This is a genomic window from Nonomuraea sp. SYSU D8015 (assembly GCF_008065375.1).
Taxonomy (GTDB): domain Bacteria; phylum Actinomycetota; class Actinomycetes; order Streptosporangiales; family Streptosporangiaceae; genus Nonomuraea.
In genome coordinates this window covers 269,569-290,969 of sequence record NZ_VJYI01000004.1, presented here as the reverse complement: position 1 = coordinate 290,969, position 21,401 = coordinate 269,569, and the positions used below count along the sequence as shown (strand labels likewise).

The window sequence follows — 21,401 nt, the reverse complement described above, 5'->3', positions numbered from 1 at the left end:
TGCAGCCGCACCCACCGGTGCGGCGGCACGCGTGGGTGACGCGTCTTGCGGAGTGGGGCCATGAGCGGCGGGCGGACCCTGCGCGAGCAGGAGGGGCGGGCCGGGCTCGTCCTGATCTCGCCCACGCTGATCATCACGCTGGTCGTGGTGGTGGTGCCGCTGCTGTGGGCGATCATGCTGGCGTTCCAGGACGCGCGGCTGATCAACATCAGGCGGACGGGCGTCTTCGGCAACTACACGCTGGAGAACTTCTCGTACGTGATCTCCGAGCCGGGCTTCTGGACGTCGCTGATCAACACGCTCGTCTACACCGTGGCGGGGACGGCGCTGTCGATCGCGATCGGGCTGGTGGCGGCGCTGGCGCTGCGTGACAGGTTTCCCGGACGGACGGTGATCAGGGCCTCGATCCTGATCCCGTACGTGGCGCCGGTCGTGGCCGTGGCGTTCTTGTGGGAGACGATGCTCAACCCCCAGTACGGCATCGTCAACACCTGGCTGGACGAGCCCATCGCGTTCCTGACCCAGGCCAGGGGCGAGTTCCTGGGCATCCAGGTGCCGGTGGCGCTGCTCACGGTGATCGCGTTCGAGGCGTGGCGGTATTTCCCGTTCGCGTTCCTGTTCATCCTCGCCAGGCTGCAGGCGCTGCCCGCGGAGCTGGACGAGGCCGCGGTGGTGGACGGGGCCACGCCCACCCAGCGCTTCCGGTACGTGATCATGCCGCAGCTGTGGCGGATCATCGCGTTGCTGTCGGTGCTGCGGTTCGTGTTCACGTTCACCAAGTTCGACGACGTCTACCTGCTGACCGGCGGCGGGGCCGGGACCGAGGTGGTCAGCGTGCGGGTCTACAACTTCCTGACCGCCCGCGACGACATCGGGGCCTCGGCCGCCCAGGCGATCGTCCTGGCGGTCGTGCTCGTCGTGTTCCTGGCCGTCTACCTGCGCTTCTTCAGTGGGGGTGAACGTGAGCAGAGATAGGATCGAGCGCCGGCTGCTCCTGGTGCTGAAGCCGATGGTGATCGCGCTCCTCTTCCTGGTCACCGCGTTCCCGTTCTTCTACATGGTGATGTTGTCGGTGCGCGACATCCAGGAGCTCATCCTGGAGCCCGGCTCTCTGTGGCCGAGCGCCTTCACCTTCGACACCTACGTCGACGTCCTGACCCGGCAGGGCTTCCTGACGTTCATCAGGAACAGCGCGATCATCGCGGTCGCGTCGGTGGCGGTCACGCTGCTGATCTCGATCCCGGGCGCGTACGCGGTGGCGCGGCTGCGCTTCTTCGGGCGGCGGCAGGTCCACTTCCTGTTCCTCGCGGTGTACCTGTTCCCGGCGATCGTGCTGGCCATCCCGCTGTTCGTGCTCTTCACGATGCTCGGGCTGCGGGGGTCGCTGATCGGATTGATCCTCGTGTATATCGCGCAAACCGTGCCTGTCACGGTATACATGCTCCGCAACTACTTCGAGACCGTGCCGCAGAGCGTGGAGGAAGCGGCCGCGATCGACGGGTGCACGAGACTGTCGACCATCTGGCGGGTGGTGCTGCCGCTCTCCAAGCCCGCCCTGATGGCCACCGGCCTCTACGCCTTCATGATCGCGTGGAACGAGTTCCTGTTCGCCCTGCTCTTCCTCGTCGAGAGGCGGGAGAGCTGGACCGTTTCCCTCGGGCTGTCACAGCTCGCGGGAAGCATCGAGATCCCGACCACGGTCCTGATGGCAGGATCGGTTGTGCTCACGCTGCCGATCGTGATCATCTTCTTCGCCGGCGAGCGACTGCTGACGGAGGGGCTGACGGCAGGGGCAGAGAAGGGATAGACCATGCTGACGGCAGGGCAGATCCTCCAGCTCATCCGCCATGGCACCTGCCGGACGCGCAAAGAACTCATCGAGTACACCGGCCTGTCCCGGTCGACGATCACCGACCGGGTCGACCGGCTCATCGACGCCGGATACATCCACGAGTCCGGCGTCGGAGCCTCCGGGGGCGGGCGACCGCCCTCGGTGCTCGACGTGGACGCGACCAAGCGCCTGATGCTGGTCGCCGATCTGGGCGCCACCCACGTCCGGGCGGCGCTGACCGACCTGGCCGCCCGGCCGCTGGCCGAGGAGCGCACCGAGATGCGCATCGACCGCGGGCCCGAGGCCGTGCTGTCGTGGGTGCGACAGGCGTTCCAGCGGATGCTGGACCGGCTCGGGCGGCCTCCGAGCGAGGTGTGCGGCATCGGGCTGGACCTGCCGGGCTCGGTCGACCACACCAGCGGGCGGGTGATCAGGTCGTTCCTCATGCCGGGCTGGGACGACCATCCGGTGGGCGAGGCCATCGGGGCGTGGTACGACGTGCCGATCCTCGTGGAGAACGACGCCAACGCGATGGCGCTGGGCGAGTGGTGGTCGTCGTGGCGGGAGACCGACTCGCTGATCCTCATCAAGGTGTCCACCGGGATCGGGACCGGCATCATCCTCGATGGGCAGATTTATCGTGGCGTCGAGGAGGCCGCCGGAAATATCGGGCATGTGCGGATCCGCGAGACCGACGACCGCGTCTGCACCTGCGGCTCCCGCGGCTGCGTGGCCTCGCTGGCCAGCGGCCACGCCCTCGCCACCGACCTGGGCCAGGAGTCCAGCCGCGACGTGGTCCGGCTCGTCCAGGCCGGCGACCCCACCGCCATCGCCCGCGTCCAGGAGGCCGGACGCACGCTGGGCATCGTGCTGGCCACCGCGGTCAGCCTGCTCAACCCGGGCGTGCTGGTCCTGGCCGGAGACATGGCGGAGACGAGGGAGCACTACCTGACCGGGATCAGGGAGCTCGTCTACCGGCGCAGCCTGCCGTACACGACCAGGAACCTGGAGATCGTCACCTCGTCGCTGGGCGACCGGGCGGGGATCACGGGCATGGCGGTCATCGTCATGGAGCACGTGCTCTCCCCCGCCGCCGTGGACGCGGCATTGGCGCAGGCCCAGGAGAACGCGGTGAACTGAACCGGATGGACGCGGGCCGCTCAGCCGCCGAGGTCCCGCCGCAGGACGGCGGGGGCCTCGACCAGCGAGGGGCCGTACCAGGTGAGCAGCCGGCCGCTGACCAGCGCGCACGTGAGCCCGGGGAAGCACTCGGGCCCGTCCGTCTCGCTGAAGGCGTAGGGCTCGTCGGGCAGGACCACGAGGTCGGGGCGCCGTTCCAGCAGCTCGGGGAGCGGGATCTTGGGGTAGCGCTCGGCGTGGCCGGCGTACAGGTTGTCGACGCCGAGATGCCTGAGCACGTCACCGGTGAAGGTGTCACGCCCGACGACCATCCACGGCCGCCGCCAGATCGGGATGATCGCGGTGCGCCGCACAGGCGGTGAGGGCGCCCTCCAGGCCGCCTCGGCCGCCTCCAGCCAGGCCGGTCGATCGGTGCGGCAGGCGTACCGGAACATCCGGTCCAGGGACGTGAACGCCTCCTCCAGTGTCTGGATCTTCGTGACCCAGACCGCGAGACCGGCCTCGCGCAGGGCTTCGAGGTCGGCGGGGCGGTTCTCCTCGAAGTTGGCCAGGACGACGTCGGGTCTGAGCTTCTTGATCGCCTCCAGGTCGGGGTTCTTGGTGCCCCTGACCCTGACCACGTCGAGGCCGGCCGGATGCGAGCACCAGTCGGTCGCTCCCACCAGCGCCTCCGGCAGGGTCACCGCCACCGACTCGGTCAGCGACGGCACCAGGGACACGATCCGCCGTACGGTCTCCGGAACCGCCACGGGTGTGCCGATGTCGTCCATCAGTTTCGCGCGGAAACCTCTCGGCTCCCGTCCGCGCTTCCTCCCTTCGGGCGTCTCGCCGCATCATGCCACGCCCGCTCCAGGAGGTATCGGGTGCTCCGCGTGGAATAGCCCCGAAAGGCGGAATGACTGTCCGAAAAAGGCGGCATTGTCGGTGCGAAACGGTTGCGAGTGAGTTGATCTCCCCCTAGTGTTCCTGAGGCATGTTCACGTACTCGGAAAACCTGAAGGGTTAAGGGCCAGCACGGATATGGCCTGCACAGGATCCGCTCCATGAGCATGAATGAGGCGTCAGCGCAGGTAGACGAGACGCCCGAGGCCACCGACTCCCTGCCGCCGGCCTCCACCGCGTCCTGAGGATCACGCAGAGGACCAGGAAGTTTGCTTGCTGTAAACACTGATGAAAATGTGTTCGATTAGGAGGTTTCGCAGTCCCTATGGCTTCGTACTACGAGAAAGTCGGCGCCTCAACGGTCCGCGAAGTGGTCGACGACTTCTACGCGGTCGCACTGGACGATCCCGACCTCAAGCCGTATTTCGAGGGCGTCGACCTGCCGAGGCTGAAGCGGCACATGGTCATGCTGCTGTGCTCCGTCCTCGGCGGCCCGGAAGTGTACGAAGGGCAGGACCTCGCCGATGCGCACCGGGGCATGGGCATCACCGGGGAGCACTATGAGCTGGTCGGCGACATGGTCGTCACGGCGCTCCGGAAGCACGGCGCCGACGAGGAGGTCGTGCGGCACGTCGCCACCGTCCTGAGCCAGGTGCGAGGTGCCGTCGTGGAGCAGTCCGCAGAGGCAGCCCGGTAAGTGGACACGGACGCCTTGAAGGGCAGTTGGCACCTGGTCGCCCAGTCGGGTGATCAGGTGCCGCTGTTCTTCTACTCAGCCTTATTCCTGATGTATCCGGAGACCCGCGGCCTGTTCCCGGTGTCCATGGCCGCGCAGCGGGACCGGCTCGTCAGCGCGCTGGGGCACGTCGTCAGCAACGTCGACCGGGTGGACGACCTGGTTCCGTTCCTCCAGCAGCTCGGCCGCGACCACCGCAAGTTCTCCGTGGTCGCGCAGCATTATCCCGCCGTCGGGCAGGCGCTGCTCGCCACCCTGGAGCACTTCCTCGGCGATCGCTGGACACCCGCCCTGGCACGCGACTGGACGCAGGCGTACGGCCTGGTCGCGAAGGTGATGAGCGAGGCGGCCGACGAGGCGTCGGCCACGTCGCCGCCCTGGTGGGAGGGCGAGATCATCCTTCACGAGGTGCGCGCCCCCGGCATCGCCGTGATCCGGGCCCGCCTGAACTACCCCTACCCCTTCCGGGCGGGGCAGTCCGCGTCGGTCTCGGTGGCGCTGCGACCGAAAGTGTGGCGTTTCTACTCGTTCGCCAACGCGCCGCGTCGCGACAACACCATCGACCTGCACGTGCGCGTGATCGACGGAGGCATCGTCAGCACAGCTCTGGCGCACGGCGCGCAACGCGGCGACATCCTGAAGCTGGGCGCGCCGGTGGGCGACCGGCTGACGCTCGACGCGAACCAGCCCAGAGATCTCCTCCTGATCGCCGGCGGCACGGGCCTCGCTCCCCTCAAGGCACTCGTGGAGCAGGTGGCCTACGAAGGGCCGCGCCGCAACGTCCACCTGTTCGTGGGCGCCCGGACGTCCCGGGAACTGTACGACATCGAGGCGCTGTCCAAGCTGGACGCGGAGAACCCATGGCTGAACGTGGTGCCGGTCGTGTCCAACGACGCCTTCTACAGCGGTGAGCACGGCTATGCGGTGGACGTCGCGTTGAAGGCATGGCGCGGCCAGGACGTCTTCGTCTGCGGCTCCGAAGAGATGGTCCAGGGCTCGGTCGCCCGGCTCCTGGACGCCGGCGTGCCGCCCGGTCAGGTCCGCTTCGACGAGTTCACCAGTGCTGGAGGCAGGGAGCAGTGACGGGAGAGACGCCGTGGGCACATCGCCCATCGAACGACCGCCAGCGACTTACGCCGGAGCGGGTACGGAACAAGGAGTTCTCACGTACCAAGTTCGGTCACCGCGGCTACAGCGAGGATGAGGTGCGGGCCTTCCTGTACCGCATGGCCGACGACATGGCGGCCGGCGACATGGAGAAGGCCGACCTGCGCGCGGAGGTCGAGCGGCTGAGGAACTGGTACAAGAACCACGGCGCCGAGGTCACCACCTCGGGTGTCACACAGGCCAGGCTCAACGTCGACGCCGTCAACCTGCTCTCCCGCGCCCAGCAGACGGCGGACGCCCAGATAGCCCAGGCGGAGGACTACGCCCGCCGGCTGGTGGCACAAGCGCGTCAGCAGTACGAGCAGATCCTTCAGGAGGCACAGCAGCAGGCGGAGGAGGCCTCCAGCCGGGCGGTCACCGTCTATCGCTCGAGTGGTGCGGTCCAGTCGGCCGAAGCCGAGGAACTGGAGCGCCGTATCGCCTACCTGCGCACCTTCGCGGAGGTCACGCAGGTCCAGTTGCGTGCGGTCCTGGAAGGGCTGGCGAACGAGGTCAACAAGCTGGGCAGCCTGCCGGACGCGAGCCCGGCGCACACCGTCGCCCACTCCTCGGCGGGCGAGGACTAGACGGGGTCACCGCCCGTGCCACGAACGGTGACCCGTCGAGGGGTTACTTGAGGGCGTTGAGCGCGCCCTCGTAGTCGGGCTCCTGCGTGATCTCGGGCACCAGCTCGGAGTAGATCACCTTGTTGTCGCCGTCGAGCACGACCACCGCCCGCGCGGCCAGCCCGGCCAGCGGCCCCGACTCCTGGGCCACGCCGTAGTCGGTCAGGAACTCGCGGCCGCGCATGAGCGACAGCATGGTCACGTTGTCGAGCCCCTCGGCGCCGCAGAACCGCTTCTGCGCGAACGGCAGGTCCGCGGAGACGCAGAGGACCTCGACGCCGGGGTGCTCGGCGGCCACCTGGTTGAAGCGGCGCACGGAGGCCGCGCAGACGCCGGTGTCGACGCTCGGGAAGATGTTGAGCACCTTGGTGGCCTGCCCGAAGTCGTCCAGCGTGCGCTCGGACAGATCGCCGCCCACCAGGCGGAAGGCGGGTGCGCTGTCGCCGGGCTTCGGGAAGGTGCCGCTCACGGTGACAGGGTTGCCCTTGAAGGTGACATCGGACATGAAAGCCTCCTGATAGCGATGGTCCCCGGCTGGGGATCCTATCGGCGCGGTCGCGAGCGGCCTCAACGCGGTCTCAACAAATACTCAACCCGGCCGGTCCTACCGTCCTCTTGTCCCCACCGATCGAGGGAGAGAGAGGGAGAACGATATGTCCATCCGCAGGTCACTGGCGGTGCTGACGATCGCGGGAGCGGCGGGGGCCGCCTCGTTCGGCCTGGCCGCCCCGGCGCAGGCGTCCACGCTCGGCAAGATCCCCGGCTGCGTCAGCGTCTGGCAGACCACGGGGAAGATCACCAAGACTGGCTACGCGTACAACGGCTGCAAGTACCGGGTGAGGATGAAGATCGTCTGGGGCTGGGGCGGCGACGGTCCCTGCACGACCGTCAGCCCCGGGGGGACGATCTACAGCAAGGTCGCCCGAGGCAAGCGCTTCGACGGCGCGAAGACCTGCTGATCCTCACACGTTGCGACGGTACTGACCGCCCGCCTCGAACAGGGCGTCGGTGATCTGACCGAGCGAGCAGACGCGGGATGCCTCCATCAGCACCTCGAACGCGTTGCCGTCCGACATGGCGACCTCGCGCAGCCGGGCCAGTTGTACGGGAGCCTCGGCCCGGTGGCGCTCGTGGAAGGCACGCAGCCGGTCGAGCTGCGACCGCTTCTCCTCCTCGGTGCCCCTGGCGAGCTCCAGCTTGTGCGGCTGGGGCTCGTCGGCATGCTCGTTCCTGAACGTGTTGACGCCGATGATCGGCAGCGAGCCGTCGTGCTTGCGCATCTCGTACAGCATGGACTCGTCCTGGATCTTGCCGCGCTGGTAGCCGGTCTCCATCGCCCCCAGCACGCCGCCCCGGTCCGACAGGCGCTCGAACTCGGCCAGCACCGCCTCCTCCACCAGGTCCGTCAGCTCCTCGATGATGAACGACCCCTGTAGCGGGTTCTCGTTCCTGGCCAGGCCCCATTCGCGGTTGATGATGAGCTGGATCGCCATGGCGCGGCGGACGGAGTCGGCCGACGGGGTGGTGACGGCCTCGTCGAAGGCGTTGGTGTGCAGGCTGTTGCAGTTGTCGTAGATCGCGATCAGGGCCTGCAGGGTGGTGCGGATGTCGTTGAAGTTCATCTCCTGGGCGTGCAGGGACCTGCCCGAGGTCTGGATGTGGTACTTGAGCTTCTGGGAGCGCTCGGCGGCGCCGTACCGCTCCCGCATCGCCACCGCCCATATGCGGCGCGCCACGCGCCCGAGCACGCTGTACTCGGGGTCCATGCCGTTGGAGAAGAAGAACGACAGGTTGGGCGCGAAGTCGTCGATCTTCATGCCCCTGGCCAGGTACGCCTCCACGTACGTGAACCCGTTGGCCAGCGTGAACGCGAGCTGGCTGATCGGGTTGGCCCCGGCCTCGGCGATGTGGTAGCCGGAGATCGAGACCGAGTAGAAGTTGCGCACGCCGTTCTTGATGAACCACTCCTGGATGTCGGCCATCATCCGCAGACTGAACTCGGTGGAGAAGATGCAGGTGTTCTGGCCCTGGTCCTCCTTCAGGATGTCGGCCTGGACCGTGCCCCTGACGGTGGCCAGCGTGCGGGCGCGCACCTCCGCCGCCTCCTCGGGTGACGGCTCGCGGCCCTGCTCGGCGCGGAAGCGGTCGAGGGACTGGTCGACGGCCGTGTTGAGGAAGAAGGCCAGGATTGTCGGGGCGGGGCCGTTGATCGTCATGGAGACCGACGTGTTGGGCGCCGTCAGGTCGAAGCCGTCGTACAGCACCTTCATGTCGTCGAGGGTCGCGATCGAGACGCCCGAGGTGCCGACTTTTCCGTAGATGTCGGGACGCGGGTCGGGGTCGTGGCCGTACAGCGTCACGGAGTCGAACGCCGTGGACAGCCGGGTCGCGGGCTGGCCCTCCGACAGCAGCTTGAAGCGCCGGTTGGTGCGGAACGGGTCGCCCTCGCCCGCGAACATCCTCGTCGGGTCCTCGTCGTCGCGCTTGAACGGGAACACGCCGGCGGTGAACGGGAACGTTCCCGGGAGGTTCTCGCTGCGGAGGAAGCGCAGGAGGTCGCCGTGGTCAGTGCAGCGGGGCAGGGCCACGCGCGGCACGCGGCTGCCGGAGAGCGTCTCCCGCCAGAGCGGAGTGTGGATCTCCCGGTCGCGTACCTTCACCACCAGTTCGTCGGCGGTGTACCGCTCCTTGACGGCGGGCCAGGTGTCGATCAGGGTGCGGCTCTCGTCGGTGAGCTCGCGGTCGGCGGCGGCGTGCAGCTCCTTCAGCCGGTCGTCGTCCATGAGCTCCTGGACGGCGGCGAGCTGCTGGCGGCGGCGGGCCACCTCGGCCTGGGCGAGGGTCTCGGCGTGGTACGCGCGGACGGTCTCGGCGATCTCGGCCAGGTAGCGGGACCTGGCGGGCGGCACGATGGCGGCCGACGCCTGCGAGGTGCGCTCGGTGACCTCCGGCAGCAGCCCCGGCCCGGCGTTCTCCAGCAGAAGGCCCTTGAGGTGGTGGTAGAGGGCCGTGACGCCGGCGTCGTTGTAGCGGGCGGCGATGGTGCCGAAGACCGGCATGTCCTCCGGCCGGGCGCCGAACGCCTCGCGGTTGCGTACGAGCTGGCGGCGGACGTCGCGCAGGGCGTCCTCCGCGCCGCGCCGCTCGTACTTGTTGATCACCACGGCCTCGGCGAAGTCGAGCATGTCGATCTTCTCGAGCTGGGAGGCCGCGCCGAACTCGGGCGTCATCACGTAGATGGGCACGTCCACGTGGGGGACGATCCCGGCGTCGCCCTGGCCGATGCCCGGCGTCTCCACGATCACCAGGTCGTGGCCGGCGGCCCGGCAGACCCTGATCACGTCGTCGAGGCAGCCGGGCACCTCGTTGGGGGCGCCCCTGGTGGCCAGGGAGCGGAAGTAGATCTGGGGGCCCAGGCTGTTCATCCTGATGCGGTCGCCCAGCAGGGCGCCGCCGCCGCGCCTGCGGGTGGGGTCGATGGCGAGGACGGCGATGCGCAGTTTGTCGTCGTTGTCGACGCGGAACCTGCGTACCAGCTCGTCGGTGAGCGAGGACTTGCCCGAGCCGCCCGTGCCCGTGATGCCCAGCACCGGGACGTGCCTGTCCGTCTTCAGCCCGTCCAGCAGCGCGGCCGGGGCACGCCCGCCCTCGATGAGCGTGATCGCGCGGGCCAGCGCGGCCTGGTCGCCGGACACCACTGCCTCCGCCGTGGGCGGGTCGCCCAGCTCGACGTCGCAGTCCTCGATCAGCTTGTTGATCATGCCGGGCAGGCCGTAGCGCTGGCCGTCCTCCGGCGAGAAGATGCGCGTGACGCCACGCGAGTGCAGCAGCTCGATCTCCTCCGGGACGATCACGCCCCCGCCGCCGCCGTACACCTTGACGTGCCCGGCTCCGCGCTCGCGCAGCAACTCCACGAGGTAGGTGAAGAACTCGACGTGCCCGCCCTGGTACGAGCTGATCGCCACGCCCTGGACGTCCTCCTGGATGGCGGCCGTGACGATCTCGTCCACGGAGCGGTTGTGTCCCAGATGGATCACCTCGGCCCCCTGGGACTGGAGGATCCGCCGCATGATGTTGATCGCCGCGTCGTGGCCGTCGAACAGGGCCGCTGCGGTCACGAAACGGACTGGGTGTACCGGGACATGCACGCCTGATCACTCCTTCGTGAGGGCTCTCCCTTCCGAAGATACTAGGACGTCCTACTATTTCCCAAGGACCTCCGGGGTAGGGAACCCGCCGAGGAGGTGACGCCGGATGCGTGCGCTGACGTTTGAGCCGGGCCACAAGGGGACGCTCGACGTGCGGGAAGTCCCCGATCCCGAGCGCGCCAAGGGCGAGCTGCTCGTCCAGGGGCTCGCGCTGGGCATCTGCGGGACGGACAGGGAGCTGGCGGCGGCCGACTACGGCTGGGCGCCGCCGGGCAGGGATCGAATGATCATCGGTCACGAGTCGCTCGGCCGGGTGCTGGAGACGCCGGAGGGCTCCGCGTTCTCCCCCGGTGACCTGGTGGTGGGCGTGGTACGGCGGCCCGACCCGGTGCCCTGCGGGGCGTGCGGGCGCGGCGAGTTCGACATGTGCCGCAACGGCCGCTACACCGAGCGCGGCATCAAGGAGATCGACGGGTACGCCGCCGAACGCTGGACCGTCGAAGCCGCGTACGCCGTGCGCCTGGACCGGTCACTGGAGAGCGTCGGCATGCTGGTCGAACCGGCTTCGGTGGTGGCCAAGGCGTGGGAGCAGATCGACCGGATCGGCGCGCGGGCCTGGTTCGAGCCGCGCACCCTGCTGGTGACCGGGGCCGGCCCGATCGGGCTGCTGGCCGCGCTGCTCGGACGGCAGCGAGGGTTGGAGGTGCACGTGCTCGACCGGGCCCCGGAAGGGCTCAAGTCGCGTTTGGTGCAGGACCTGGGCGGGACCTACCACTCGGCGTCGTCGCTGTCCGAGCTGGGCGGGATCGAGCCCGACATCATCATCGAGTGCACCGGCGCGGGCCAGCTCGTCATCGACGCCATGACCGCCACGGCGGCGGTGGGCATGGTGTGCTTGTGCGGTCTCGCGCCCGGCGGGCGGGAACACCGGGTGGACGCCGGGGTGATCAACCGCGACATCGTGCTGGAGAACGACGTCATCTTCGGCACCGTCAACGCGAACCTGCGCCACTACCGGGACGCGGCCGCCGCGCTGGCCAAGGCGGATCCGGGGTGGCTGGAGCGGTTGATCACCCGGCGGCTGCCGTTGGAGCGGGCGTTGGAGGCCTTCGAACCCGCCGACGACGTCAAGGTCGTCATCGACCTCACGACTTAGGCTCCCGGGTGGCGTGCCGCAGCGTTCGCAGACCGCTGGCCGTGTGGTCGTCCCTCACCTTGTCGGCGACCGCCTGTTACGCCTGCCGCTCCAGCTCACCTGACCTGCCCGCTCCCAAGTCGGGCGTCTCCGCCGCGGGTGAGCAGTGCTTCCTGAGACCCCCGGGCCGGTGACGGGAATGTCGGTCAGCTGGGGTCGTAGGGCTTGCGGCGGGTCGGGATGGAATGCCGGGTGGCGGCGTGGCCCGAGCCGGCCGGGACGCGGGTCCTGACGGCGCGGCCGGGTTGCGCGGAGCGGTCGGGCTGCGCGGAGCGGTCGGGTTGCGCGGCGGCGCTTCCCTTGGCGGCGCCCGTCTTCTTGGCGGCGCCCGTCTTCTTGGCGGCGCCCGTCTTCTTGGCGGCGCCCGTCTTCTTGGCGGCGCCCGTCTTCGACGCTCCTCGCTTCGACGCGCCCGTCTGGGCAGAGCCCGTCTTCGTCGCGCCGGCCCGGACCTTTTCCCTGGGCTCGGGCGCGGGCTCGTCCGAGGACACTCCACGACCACTGGACGGGGCTCCCAGCTTCTCGCGCATCGACGACGGCAGACCGGGACGGGGTGACGGGCGCTGCGTGCCGGGGCCGGTTGGCGCGTTCCAGGGCCACGGCAGGCGGCGGTGGGTGCCGCGGCGGCGGCCGGTGACGCGTAAGGACAGCACGATGGTCATGAGGACCATGGCGGCCAGGAGGGCCGGTGGGGTGCCTAACACGTCCAGCGGCGAGCCCGACGGCGATTCGGCACGCGGCGCCGGCACGAAGGGGCGTTCCGTGGAGCGGATCTCGTCGAGCTTCCCGGCATTGGCCTTGACCAGGCGCGGCAGGCCGTACCCGACGACCTTGTCGGTTTCACGGACCTTGCGCTTGAGCCAGACGCGGTCGACGTTCGCCTCGATGGTGTGGATCTTCTTGCCCTCGACGCGCTCCACGATCCCGACGTGGTCGATGCCCTTGTAGCTCTTGCCGCCCTTCCAGTCGTAGAAGACCAGGGCTCCCGGCTCGGGTTTCTGTGTCCAGGCGCCCTGTTTGATGAACCAGGCGGCGTGCGAGGGCGTCCAGGCGAATTCCCCGACGAATTGGGTGAGACCCGCCTTGTCGGCAGCCCAGGCCAGGAACATGTCGCACCACGGCGCGTTGCGGTACTGGGTGTCTTGGACGCGATCGGCGTACCACTGGCCGAACTTGGTGAACTGGCCGCTCTTCTCCTTATAGCCGAGTTCCTGCCGTACCGTCTCCAGCAGCTCGTCAGCAATCGGGTCCAGGGTGACTCCTCCCAGAAAACCGACAAATCACGATGGACTGTAATAGCGCCATCGCGAAATTGCGCGCGCGACCGGGAAAGTGTCTTGCTATGAGCTGAAATTTCGGTTATGTGACTGGTGAGGCACATGACCACAGATGAGACGAGCTACGACGACGAATGTCACGCACCGGCACCGACGCGATAGACCGCCACGTCGCCCGCGCCCGGCGCGACCACGTCGGCCACGATCACGGTCACGTTGTCGGGCGAGCCGCCCTCGTTGGCCAGATCGATGAGCCGCTGGACGGCCACGGCCGGGTCTGCCACCGTGGTCAGCACCTCATGCAGGATCTCGGGCCCGAGGACGGTCGTCAGGCCGTCGGAGCAGAGGAGGTAGCGATCATCAGGCTCGGCCTCGCGCAGCGCCATGTCGGGCTCTGCCCTGCCCTCGCTGCCCAGCACCCGCAGCACCATCGAACGCCGGGGGTGCACGGCGGCCTGATCCTCCGTTATCCGCCCTTCGTCCACCATCGACTGCACAAGTGTGTGATCCTTGGTCATCTGGTAGAGCGCACCATCGCGAAGCAGGTATCCGCGGGAGTCACCGAGATGAGCCAGGGCGAAACGGTAGCCGTCGAAGAGCATGGCGGTCACCGTGGTCCCCATCCCCCGGCGCGCCGGATCGATGTCGGCCATCTCGACCAGCCTCCGCCCCGCCTCCTGCACGGCGCCCTCCAGCGCCGCCTCCAGGTCGGCGCCCGTCTCGGGAAGCGTGGCATCCAGCTCGCGCATGACGGCGATGGCGGCCGAGCTCGCCAGCTCACCGGCCGCGTGTCCACCCATACCGTCGGCCACCACGAGCAACCGGCCACTCGCATAGCCGGAATCCTCATTCTGCTCCCTGCGGCGGCCCACGTCTGATCCGGCGGCATAGCGGATGTTGTGCTTCATACCCAGCAGTAAATCATTGGTTGAAAGACTTCACAAGCAGATGCGCTGAAGACTCTTGTGAACTACTGTTGGCTCCATGAGCCACGACCCCACCGTCAATGCCGGGGACATCGCCCGGCTCGCCGGTGTCGGGCGTGCCGCGGTGAGCAACTGGCGCCGCCGCCACGACGACTTCCCCCAGCCTGTCGGAGGCACGGCCAACCAGCCGCTCTTCTCGCTGCGCCAGGTCGAGTCCTGGCTGCGCCGCTATGGGAAGTCCTACCAGGTCTCGCTGGGAGATCGGGTGTGGCAACGCCTGAAAGCCGCCGGCGATTTGCGGCTGGGCGAGTTGGTGTCCCAGGCGGGGGCGCTGCTGACCGGCCGCCAGAACGCCCTCGGCGACGGTTCCGCCGGGGTTGGGAGCGCGGCGCTCGATCCGGAGCTGGCCGGGCTCGTGACGGAGCTGGCCGAGCAGCACGACCCGCTGACCGCGTACGAGTTCCTGTGCGAGCGCTACCTCGAGGCCCACTCCCGGCAGTTGTCCATCACCCGGGAGGACGTGGCCGAGCTGATGGTGCGCCTCGCGCACGCGGACGCCGGCACGATCCTCGATCCGGCCTGCGGCGTCGGCACGCTCCTCCTGACCCCGCTCACGACGCGGGACGTACGGGTGCTGGGCCAGGAGCTCAGCGAGACCTCGGCCGCCATCACGGCCTCCAGGCTGCGGCTGCGCGGCATCGACGCCGAGATCGTGGCCGGCGACTCCATGCGCCACGACGGCTTCGCCGGACAGCGCGCCGACGCGGTGGTGTGCGACCCGCCGTTCAACGAGCGGGCCTGGGGCTACGAGGAGCTGACCGGCGACCCGCGCTGGGAGTACGGCCTGCCGCCGCGCGGCGAGCCGGAGCTGGCCTGGGTGCAGCACTGCCTCACGCACGTCAAGCCACGCGGCCTGGTCGCCATCCTCATGCCCCCGGCCGCCGCGAGCCGCAAGGCGGGCCGCCGCATCCGCGCCAACCTGCTGCGCGCGGGGGCCCTGCGGGCCGTGATCGCGCTGCCGGGCTCCGACCTGTGGCTGCTGCGCCGCCCGGCCGCGGGCGAGCGGCCACCGTCCGACGTGCTGATCCTCGACGCCACCGCCGACCTGGCGAGCGTGGAGCCGGCCTGGCAGGCGTACTTGGAGGACCGTTCCGACCAGACCGTGCGCATCATCGACCTGCTGGCCGACGAGGTCGACATGACCCCGGCCCGCCACCAGCGCCGCGACGACGTCGGCAGGGCCTTCGCCGAGGTACGCGACCGCTTCCTCGCGGCCGCCGCCGTGCCGCCCGACCTGAAGGTCCTGGAGCAGCCGCTCGACCAGCCCGCCACCACCCTGGGCGACCTGATCAAGGAGGGCCTGGTGACCACGTCGCAAGCCCCGCCCAAGATGACCGCCGACGGCGGCGACGTGCCGGTGCTGACCTCCGACGACGTGCTCAACGGCACGCCGCCCTCCGGCGCCACGACCATGCAGCAGGGCCTGGTCGCGATCCGCCCGGGCGACGTGGTGGCCTCCTACTCCAGCGTGCGCGTGATGGCCGACGGCGGCGCGGTGCTGGGCCCGCACCTGACGCTCTACCGGGTGGACGCGCGCCGGCTCGACCCGGACTTCCTGGCCGGCTACCTGCGGGCCGCCGGTGGCCGGGCGTCGACCGGCTCCAGCAGGTTCGACGTGCGCCGCACCCGCCTGCCGCGCCTGTCGCTCAAGGAGCAGAAGGCGTACGGCGAGGCCTTCCGCCAGCTCGCCGTGCTCGAGGACGCCATTCGCGAGACCTCGACGCTGGGGCAGACGCTGATCAGGCTGGGCCTCGACGGCCTCGCCGACGGCCACCTGCACCCGCCTGCTCATGGCCTCACTCCGTGAGGCGGGCTCGGTCGCCATATGCCGCCGCCTTCCCCTGTCGCTCCTCCTCCATGCGACGGCACTCCCTCGCCGTCCTAACGCTGTAGTTTTTTCCGGATGTAGTAATTTCCTTGAAAGACTGCGGGGAGGGGCGAATGGTCATCGGCGACCGCTATGAGCTCGACGACCTCCCTCTCGGTCAGGGCGGCATGGGAGCGGTCTACGCCGGTCACGACCGCCACCTGGACCGCCGGGTCGCGGTGAAGCTGCTCAGGCTGCCCAGCGGCCCCGACCACGAGCTGGAGCGCCGCTTCATCCGCGAGGCCCGCATCCTGGCCCGGCTGGAGCATCCCGGCGCGCCGGTCCTCTACGACTTCGGCACCCACGAGCAGCGGCTTTACCAGGTGATGCAGTTCATCGAGGGCGTGACGGTCGCCGACGTGGTGAGCGAGCACGGCCCGCTGCCCGTGCCCTGGGCGGCCGCCATCGCCGCCCAGGCGTGCGCGGTGCTGTCGGCGGCGCACGCGTTGTCGATCTGCCACCGCGACCTCAAGCCGACGAACCTCATGCTCTGCCCGGACGGCAGCGTGAAGGTGCTCGACTTCGGCCTGGCCATGCTGCGTGACGCGGACGTCACCACGTTCACGAGGATCGGGCAGATCCTGGGGACGCCCGCGTACATGGCTCCCGAGCAGATCCAGCACGGCGTCGCCGAGCCGCGCAGCGATCTCTACTCCCTCGGCTGCGTCCTGCACGAGATGCTGACCGGAAAGCAGCTCTTCACCGGGCCGACCGACTACATGGTCTTCGAGAAGCAGGTCAAGGAGCGCCCGCCGGCCGTTCCCGGCATCCCGGCGGGGCTGAGCGCGCTGCTGTCGCAGCTGCTGGAGAAGAAGCCGGACGACCGGCCCGCCGACGCCAACGAGCTCTACGAGCGGCTCGACCCGTTCGCCGTCGAGCTGCCCATGCTCCCCGGCTTCCTCGCCAAGGCCCCGAGCCCGGGCCGCATGTACGCCCGCATGGCGGGCCGCGCGCTCAGCGGCTGAGCTCTCCGGAAAAGCGTTCCGACGGCTGCGCCACGCCCGCACCCAGCCGTGAACGCGCTCTCTCAATAACGGCGATCGTTATTTAACCTCCCTTGACAGAGCCGCATAAGCCCCGCGAATCTCTTGAGAGAGCGCTCTCTCATCCAATCCCCCGAAGTGAAAACACAGGAGGGCTCCATGACCCCTCGGATCCGGCTCGCCGTGCCCCTGCTCGCCGCCGCCCTGCTCACGGCCGCGTGCGGAGGCGGAGGGAACACGGCCGCCCCGGCGAGCACCAAGCCGGGAGAGAAGATCAAGCTGACCATCGGCCTCTTCGGCGACTTCGGCTTCAAGCCGCTCTACGAGGAGTACAAGAAGACCCACCCGAACATCGAGATCGTCGAGAACGTCACGCAGTTCAACGACCACCACAGCAACCTGGTCAAGCGGCTGGCCACGAACGCGGGCGCGGGGGACGTCGAGGCGGTCGAGGTCGGCTACATCAGCACGTTCACGGCGCAGCCCGGCAAGTTCGTCGACCTCAAGCAGTACGGGCTCGACAAGCGTCAGGCCGACTACCTCGACTGGAAGTGGCAGCAGGGCCTCAGCAAGGACGGGGCCCAGGTGCTCGGCCTCGGCACCGACGTCGGCGGGCTGGCCATGTGCTACCGCAAGGACCTGTTCGAGAAGGCCGGGCTGCCGACCGACCGGGACGAGGTGGCGGCGCTCTGGCCGACGTGGGAGCAGTACATCGAGACCGGCAAGAAGTTCGCGGCGGCGAACGTGGCCGGCGCCAAGTTCGTGGACTCCCCGGGCGAGATCTTCCGCGCCATGGTCAACCAGGCGCCCGTCGGCCTGTACGACGCCCAGGACAACATCATCGTCGGCTCCAACCCCGCCGTGAAGAAGGCCTGGGACCTGTCCAACCAGCTCACCCAGGAGGGCCTGACCGCCAAGCTGGCGGCCTTCTCGCCGCCGTGGAACACCGGCTTCGCCAAGGGCTCGTTCGCCACGATCATCTGCCCGGCCTGGATGACCGGCTTCATCCAGGAGCAGGCCAAGGACGCCTCCGGCAAGTGGGACATCGCGAAGGTCCCCGGCGGCTCCGGCAACAGCGGCGGCTCGCACCTGATGGTGCCGAAGCAGAGCAAGCACCCGAAGGAGGCGGCCGAGCTGATCGACTTCCTGACCTCGAAGGAGAACCAGGCCAAGGTGTTCAAGGAGGAGGGCACCTTCCCGTCGATCCCGGCGCTGTACGACGACCCGTCGATCCAGAACTTCACCAAGCCGTTCTTCGGTGACGCCCCCATCGGCAAGATCTACTCCGAGGCCGCCAAGGCGCTCAAGCCGCAGCACCTCGGCCCCAAGGAGGGCGACGTCCGCGTGGCCATCGGAAACGGCCTCGGCCGCGTCGAGCAGGGCAAGCAGACGCCGGACGAGGCGTGGGCGCAGGTGCTCGAGGACGTCAAGAAGATCAAATGAGCGCTCTTCCCCTCGCGATCTCGCGGCGGCGCAGGCGCAGCGTGCGGCACACCCTCGACCTGAGGGTGTCGCCGTACGCCTACGTGGCGCCGTTCTTCCTGCTCTTCTGCGCCTTCGGGCTGTTCCCGCTGATCTACACGGCCTGGGTGAGCCTGCACGAGTGGACGCTGCTGTCGGACACGCACGAGTTCATCGGGCTGGACAACTTCTCGACGCTGCTGGCCGACGGATACTTCTGGAACGCCACCTTCAACACACTGTCCATCGGCGTGCTCTCGACCGCGCCGCAGTTGGTGCTGGCGATCTGGCTGGCGCATCTGCTCAACGGGCGGCTGCGGTTCCAGACTCTGTTCCGCGTGGCGCTGCTGGTGCCGAACGTCACGAGCGTCGTGGCGGTCGTGGTGATCTTCAGTCAGCTCTTCGGCCGGGACTTCGGCCTGATCAACTGGGTCCTGTCGTGGTTCGGCGCCGGGCAGATCGACTGGGCGGCGGGCACCGCCACCTCGCACATCGCCTTGTCCGTCATGATCATGTGGCGGTGGACCGGCTACAACGCGCTGATCTTCCTGGCCGCCATGCAGGCCGTCCCGCGCGATCTCTACGAGGCCGCCACGCTCGACGGCGCGAGCACCTTCAAGCAGCTGCGCAGCATCACGATCCCGATGATCCGGCCGACGATCGTCTTCGTGGTCATCGTCTCCACGATCGGCGCCATGCAGATCATCGCCGAGCCGCTGCTGTTCGGGGCGAGCATGAGCGGCGGCGCCGCGGGCTCCACCGGCGGCCCCGACCGGCAGTACCAGACCCTGGCGCTGTTCGTCTACGAGCAGGGCTTCGGCAAGTTCGACTTCGGCTACGCCTCGGCGGCGTCCTGGCTGATGTTCCTGGCCGTGGTGCTCGTCGCCGGGATCAACTTCCTGATCACCCGCAGGATGAAGGGCGGGCTGGTGTGAGGCTGCGTTATCTGACCCTCATCGCGGTGGCGTTCTTCTCGGCGTTCCCGCTCTACTACAGCGTCGTCGTGGCCTCCCGGCACAACTCGGCGCTGGCCCAGGTGCCGCCACCGCTGATCCCCGGCGGGAACTTCTTCGCCAACGTCGCCCGCGTCTTCGACACGGTCCCGTTCGGACTGGCGCTGGCCAACTCGGTCCTCGTGGCGGGGTCGATCTCGATCGCGGTGATGTTCTTCTCGACGCTGGCCGGCTTCGCCTTCGCCAAGCTGAGGTTCCGGGGCAAGAACATCATGCTCGTGATCACGGTGGCGACCATGATGGTGCCCGCGCAGCTCGGCATCATCCCGCTCTACATGCTCATGGTGAAGCTGGAGTGGACCGGCACCACGTACGCGCTCATCGTGCCCGCGCTGGTCAACGCGTTCGGCGTGTTCTTCATGACGCAGTACCTGTCGCGCGCCCTGCCCACCGAGCTGCTGGAGGCGGGGCGGGTGGACGGCTGCACGACGTGGGGGCTGTTCTGGCGCGTCGTGCTGCCCGTCGCCCGACCGGCGGCGGCCGTGCTCGGCATGCTGACGTTCATGTCGGCATGGAACGACTACTTCTGGCCGCTGGTCGTGCTCAACCCGGACAACCCGACCGTCCAGGTGGCCCTCTCGACGCTGGCCAGCGGGTACGTCAACGACTACGTGCTGGGCCTGGCCGGCACCGCGATCGGCACCCTGCCGCTGGTGGCCGTCTTCGCGTTGTTCGGCAAGCAGATCATTGGTGGAATCATGCAAGGAGCTGTTAAGGGATGATTTTTCCCGAGGACTTCGTCTGGGGCGCCGCCACGGCCTCCTACCAGATCGAGGGGGCGGTCAAGGAGGACGGGCGGGGCCAGTCGATCTGGGACACCTTCTCCCACACCCCCGGGAACGTGGCGAACGGCGACACCGGAGACGTGGCCTGCGACCACTACCACCGCTACCAGGACGACATCCGGCTGATGCGCGAGCTGCGGCTGGCCGCCTACCGGTTCTCGATCGCATGGCCGCGCATCCAGCCCGACGGCGCGGGGGCGGTCAACCCGCGCGGGGTCGCGTTCTACGACCGGCTGGTGGACGAGCTGCTGTCCGCCGGCATCACGCCTTACGCCACCCTCTATCACTGGGATCTCCCCCAGGCTCTCGAAGACCGCGGCGGCTGGACGAACCGGGACACGGCCTACCGGTTCGCCGAATACGCGCAGGCCGTGCACGACCGGCTCGGCGACCGCGTCCGCAACTGGGCCACGCTGAACGAGCCGTGGGTGGCGGCGTTCCTCGGCTACGGCAACGGCGTGCACGCGCCGGGCCGCCGCGACCCGGCCGACGCCCTGCGCGCGGCCCACCACCTGCTGCTCGGCCATGGGCTGGCGGCGCGGCGGCTGCGCCCGGGCACCGTCATGCTCGTGGTCAACTCCTCGCCGGTGCTCACGCCCGCCCAGGTCAACGACCCCTCGGCGGTGGCCGGCGCGGCCGACGCGGCCGCCGCGCACCGCATTCATACGCTGCTGACCAGGCAGTTCCTGGATCCGGCCGTGTACGGCACGTACCCGCCGGAGGTCCTGGCGGCGGCCGAGCGCAACGGCGGGACGGACCACATCCGGGACGGCGACCTGGCGTTGATCAACGCCCCGATCGACCTGATCGGCGTCAACTACTACAACCCGTGCGTGGTCGAGTCCGGCCCCGGCCTGCCCGCCGACGCCGCCTGGCCGGGCTCGGAGGACGTGCGGTTCGCCACGGCGGACGCGCCCACGACCGCGATGGGCTGGCCGATCGTGCCGGACGGCCTGTCCCGCCTGCTGGTGCGGCTCTCGCGCGACTATCCGCAGGTCGGGCTCATGGTGACGGAGAACGGCGCGGCCTTCGACGACGTCGTCGAGAACGGCCGGGTGCACGACGCCGACCGCGTGTCGTACCTGGACGGGCACCTGCGCGAGGTGTGGCGGGCCATCGAGGCGGGCGCGAACCTGCGCGGATACCTGGTCTGGTCGCTGCTGGACAACTTCGAGTGGGCTGAGGGCTACCGGCGGCGGTTCGGCATCGTCCACGTCGACTACGCGACGCAGACCCGGGTCCTCAAGGACAGCGCGCTCTGGTACCGCGACGTCATCGCCAGGAACGGCCTGTAGATTTCTTACGTGCGCTCCCACTTGGTGCCC

The 21,401-nt window shown here is 69.0% G+C and carries 19 protein-coding genes; 14 read left to right on the top strand and 5 right to left on the bottom strand.

The features are described from left to right. Positions 1-60 precede the first annotated feature (60 nt). From ID574_RS20660 to ID574_RS20650, 3 genes are read left to right on the top strand one after another with little or no spacing between them, the layout of a single operon-like run. Complete coding sequence (locus ID574_RS20660; RefSeq protein ID WP_188190565.1) at positions 61-975, top strand: carbohydrate ABC transporter permease; 915 nt, start codon at positions 61-63, stop codon at positions 973-975. Next, a complete protein-coding gene (locus ID574_RS20655; protein WP_223166906.1) occupies positions 962-1,807 on the top strand; it encodes a carbohydrate ABC transporter permease in 846 nt (281 codons plus the stop codon). The genes ID574_RS20660 and ID574_RS20655 overlap by 14 nt, the downstream gene beginning before the upstream one ends. A gap of 3 nt (positions 1,808-1,810) precedes the next feature. Next, positions 1,811-2,971: an ROK family transcriptional regulator gene (locus tag ID574_RS20650; RefSeq protein ID WP_188190564.1), complete on the top strand. Its 1,161-nt coding sequence runs from the start codon at positions 1,811-1,813 to the stop codon at positions 2,969-2,971. Positions 2,972-2,991: 20 nt separating this feature from the next. Here the strand turns inward: ID574_RS20650 and ID574_RS20645 are convergent, their stop codons facing one another. Beyond that, a complete protein-coding gene (locus tag ID574_RS20645; protein ID WP_188190563.1) occupies positions 2,992-3,741 on the bottom strand; it encodes a helical backbone metal receptor in 750 nt (249 codons plus the stop codon). Between the two features lie 437 nt (positions 3,742-4,178). On the opposite strand from ID574_RS20645, the gene ID574_RS20640 reads away from it, so the two are divergent. Genes ID574_RS20640 through ID574_RS20630 form a run of 3 tightly spaced genes read left to right on the top strand, consistent with a single transcriptional unit; the run spans position 4,179 to position 6,322 of the window. Further along, positions 4,179-4,550: a group I truncated hemoglobin gene (locus ID574_RS20640; RefSeq protein ID WP_188190562.1), complete on the top strand. Its 372-nt coding sequence runs from the start codon at positions 4,179-4,181 to the stop codon at positions 4,548-4,550. Continuing rightward, positions 4,551-5,672, top strand: a complete 1,122-nt coding sequence (locus ID574_RS20635) for a globin domain-containing protein (protein ID WP_188190561.1) — start codon at positions 4,551-4,553, stop codon at positions 5,670-5,672. It begins immediately after the preceding gene. After that, on the top strand, positions 5,669-6,322 hold the full coding sequence (locus tag ID574_RS20630; protein WP_188190560.1) for a DivIVA domain-containing protein: 654 nt from the start codon (positions 5,669-5,671) through the stop codon (positions 6,320-6,322). The genes ID574_RS20635 and ID574_RS20630 overlap by 4 nt, the downstream gene beginning before the upstream one ends. 43 nt (positions 6,323-6,365) lie before the next feature. On the opposite strand, the gene tpx is transcribed toward ID574_RS20630, so the two are convergent. Next, a complete protein-coding gene (gene tpx / locus ID574_RS20625; RefSeq protein ID WP_188190559.1) occupies positions 6,366-6,866 on the bottom strand; it encodes a thiol peroxidase in 501 nt (166 codons plus the stop codon). A 148-nt stretch (positions 6,867-7,014) separates the two neighbouring features. Here tpx and ID574_RS20620 point away from each other — a divergent pair, with 148 nt between their 5' ends. Beyond that, positions 7,015-7,320 (top strand): hypothetical protein, encoded by a 306-nt coding sequence (locus tag ID574_RS20620; protein WP_188190558.1) that lies wholly within the window; start codon positions 7,015-7,017, stop codon positions 7,318-7,320. A gap of 3 nt (positions 7,321-7,323) precedes the next feature. Here the strand turns inward: ID574_RS20620 and icmF are convergent, their stop codons facing one another. Then, positions 7,324-10,509 (bottom strand): fused isobutyryl-CoA mutase/GTPase IcmF, encoded by a 3,186-nt coding sequence (icmF, locus tag ID574_RS20615; RefSeq protein WP_188190557.1) that lies wholly within the window; start codon positions 10,507-10,509, stop codon positions 7,324-7,326. Positions 10,510-10,615: 106 nt separating this feature from the next. Between icmF and ID574_RS20610 the strand changes: the two genes are divergently transcribed. After that, entirely contained in the window at positions 10,616-11,665 is a 1,050-nt protein-coding gene (locus ID574_RS20610; RefSeq protein WP_188190556.1) for a glucose 1-dehydrogenase, read from the top strand. A gap of 185 nt (positions 11,666-11,850) precedes the next feature. Here ID574_RS20610 and ID574_RS20605 read toward each other — a convergent pair whose 3' ends face one another. Both ID574_RS20605 and ID574_RS20600 read right to left on the bottom strand, forming a co-directional pair. After that, positions 11,851-12,933, bottom strand: coding sequence for a CHAP domain-containing protein (locus tag ID574_RS20605; protein ID WP_223166961.1), 1,083 nt, complete (start codon positions 12,931-12,933; stop codon positions 11,851-11,853). A gap of 185 nt (positions 12,934-13,118) precedes the next feature. After that, a complete protein-coding gene (locus ID574_RS20600) occupies positions 13,119-13,889 on the bottom strand; it encodes a PP2C family protein-serine/threonine phosphatase (protein WP_188190555.1) in 771 nt (256 codons plus the stop codon). Positions 13,890-13,965: 76 nt separating this feature from the next. On the opposite strand from ID574_RS20600, the gene ID574_RS20595 reads away from it, so the two are divergent. The 6 genes from ID574_RS20595 to ID574_RS20570 all read left to right on the top strand — a co-directional run bounded on the left by ID574_RS20595 (position 13,966) and on the right by ID574_RS20570 (position 21,371). Then, a complete protein-coding gene (locus ID574_RS20595) occupies positions 13,966-15,774 on the top strand; it encodes an HsdM family class I SAM-dependent methyltransferase (protein ID WP_188190554.1) in 1,809 nt (602 codons plus the stop codon). 134 nt (positions 15,775-15,908) lie between these two features. Further along, a complete protein-coding gene (locus tag ID574_RS20590) occupies positions 15,909-16,799 on the top strand; it encodes a serine/threonine-protein kinase (protein WP_188190553.1) in 891 nt (296 codons plus the stop codon). Between the two features lie 177 nt (positions 16,800-16,976). After that, entirely contained in the window at positions 16,977-18,260 is a 1,284-nt protein-coding gene (locus ID574_RS20585; RefSeq protein ID WP_188190552.1) for an ABC transporter substrate-binding protein, read from the top strand. Further along, positions 18,257-19,213: a carbohydrate ABC transporter permease gene (locus tag ID574_RS20580; protein WP_188190551.1), complete on the top strand. Its 957-nt coding sequence runs from the start codon at positions 18,257-18,259 to the stop codon at positions 19,211-19,213. The genes ID574_RS20585 and ID574_RS20580 overlap by 4 nt, the downstream gene beginning before the upstream one ends. Beyond that, positions 19,210-20,013: a carbohydrate ABC transporter permease gene (locus ID574_RS20575; RefSeq protein WP_188190550.1), complete on the top strand. Its 804-nt coding sequence runs from the start codon at positions 19,210-19,212 to the stop codon at positions 20,011-20,013. Before ID574_RS20580 ends, ID574_RS20575 begins: the two co-directional genes overlap by 4 nt. Next, positions 20,010-21,371, top strand: coding sequence for a GH1 family beta-glucosidase (locus ID574_RS20570; protein ID WP_188190549.1), 1,362 nt, complete (start codon positions 20,010-20,012; stop codon positions 21,369-21,371). Before ID574_RS20575 ends, ID574_RS20570 begins: the two co-directional genes overlap by 4 nt. Positions 21,372-21,401: the final 30 nt, after the last annotated feature.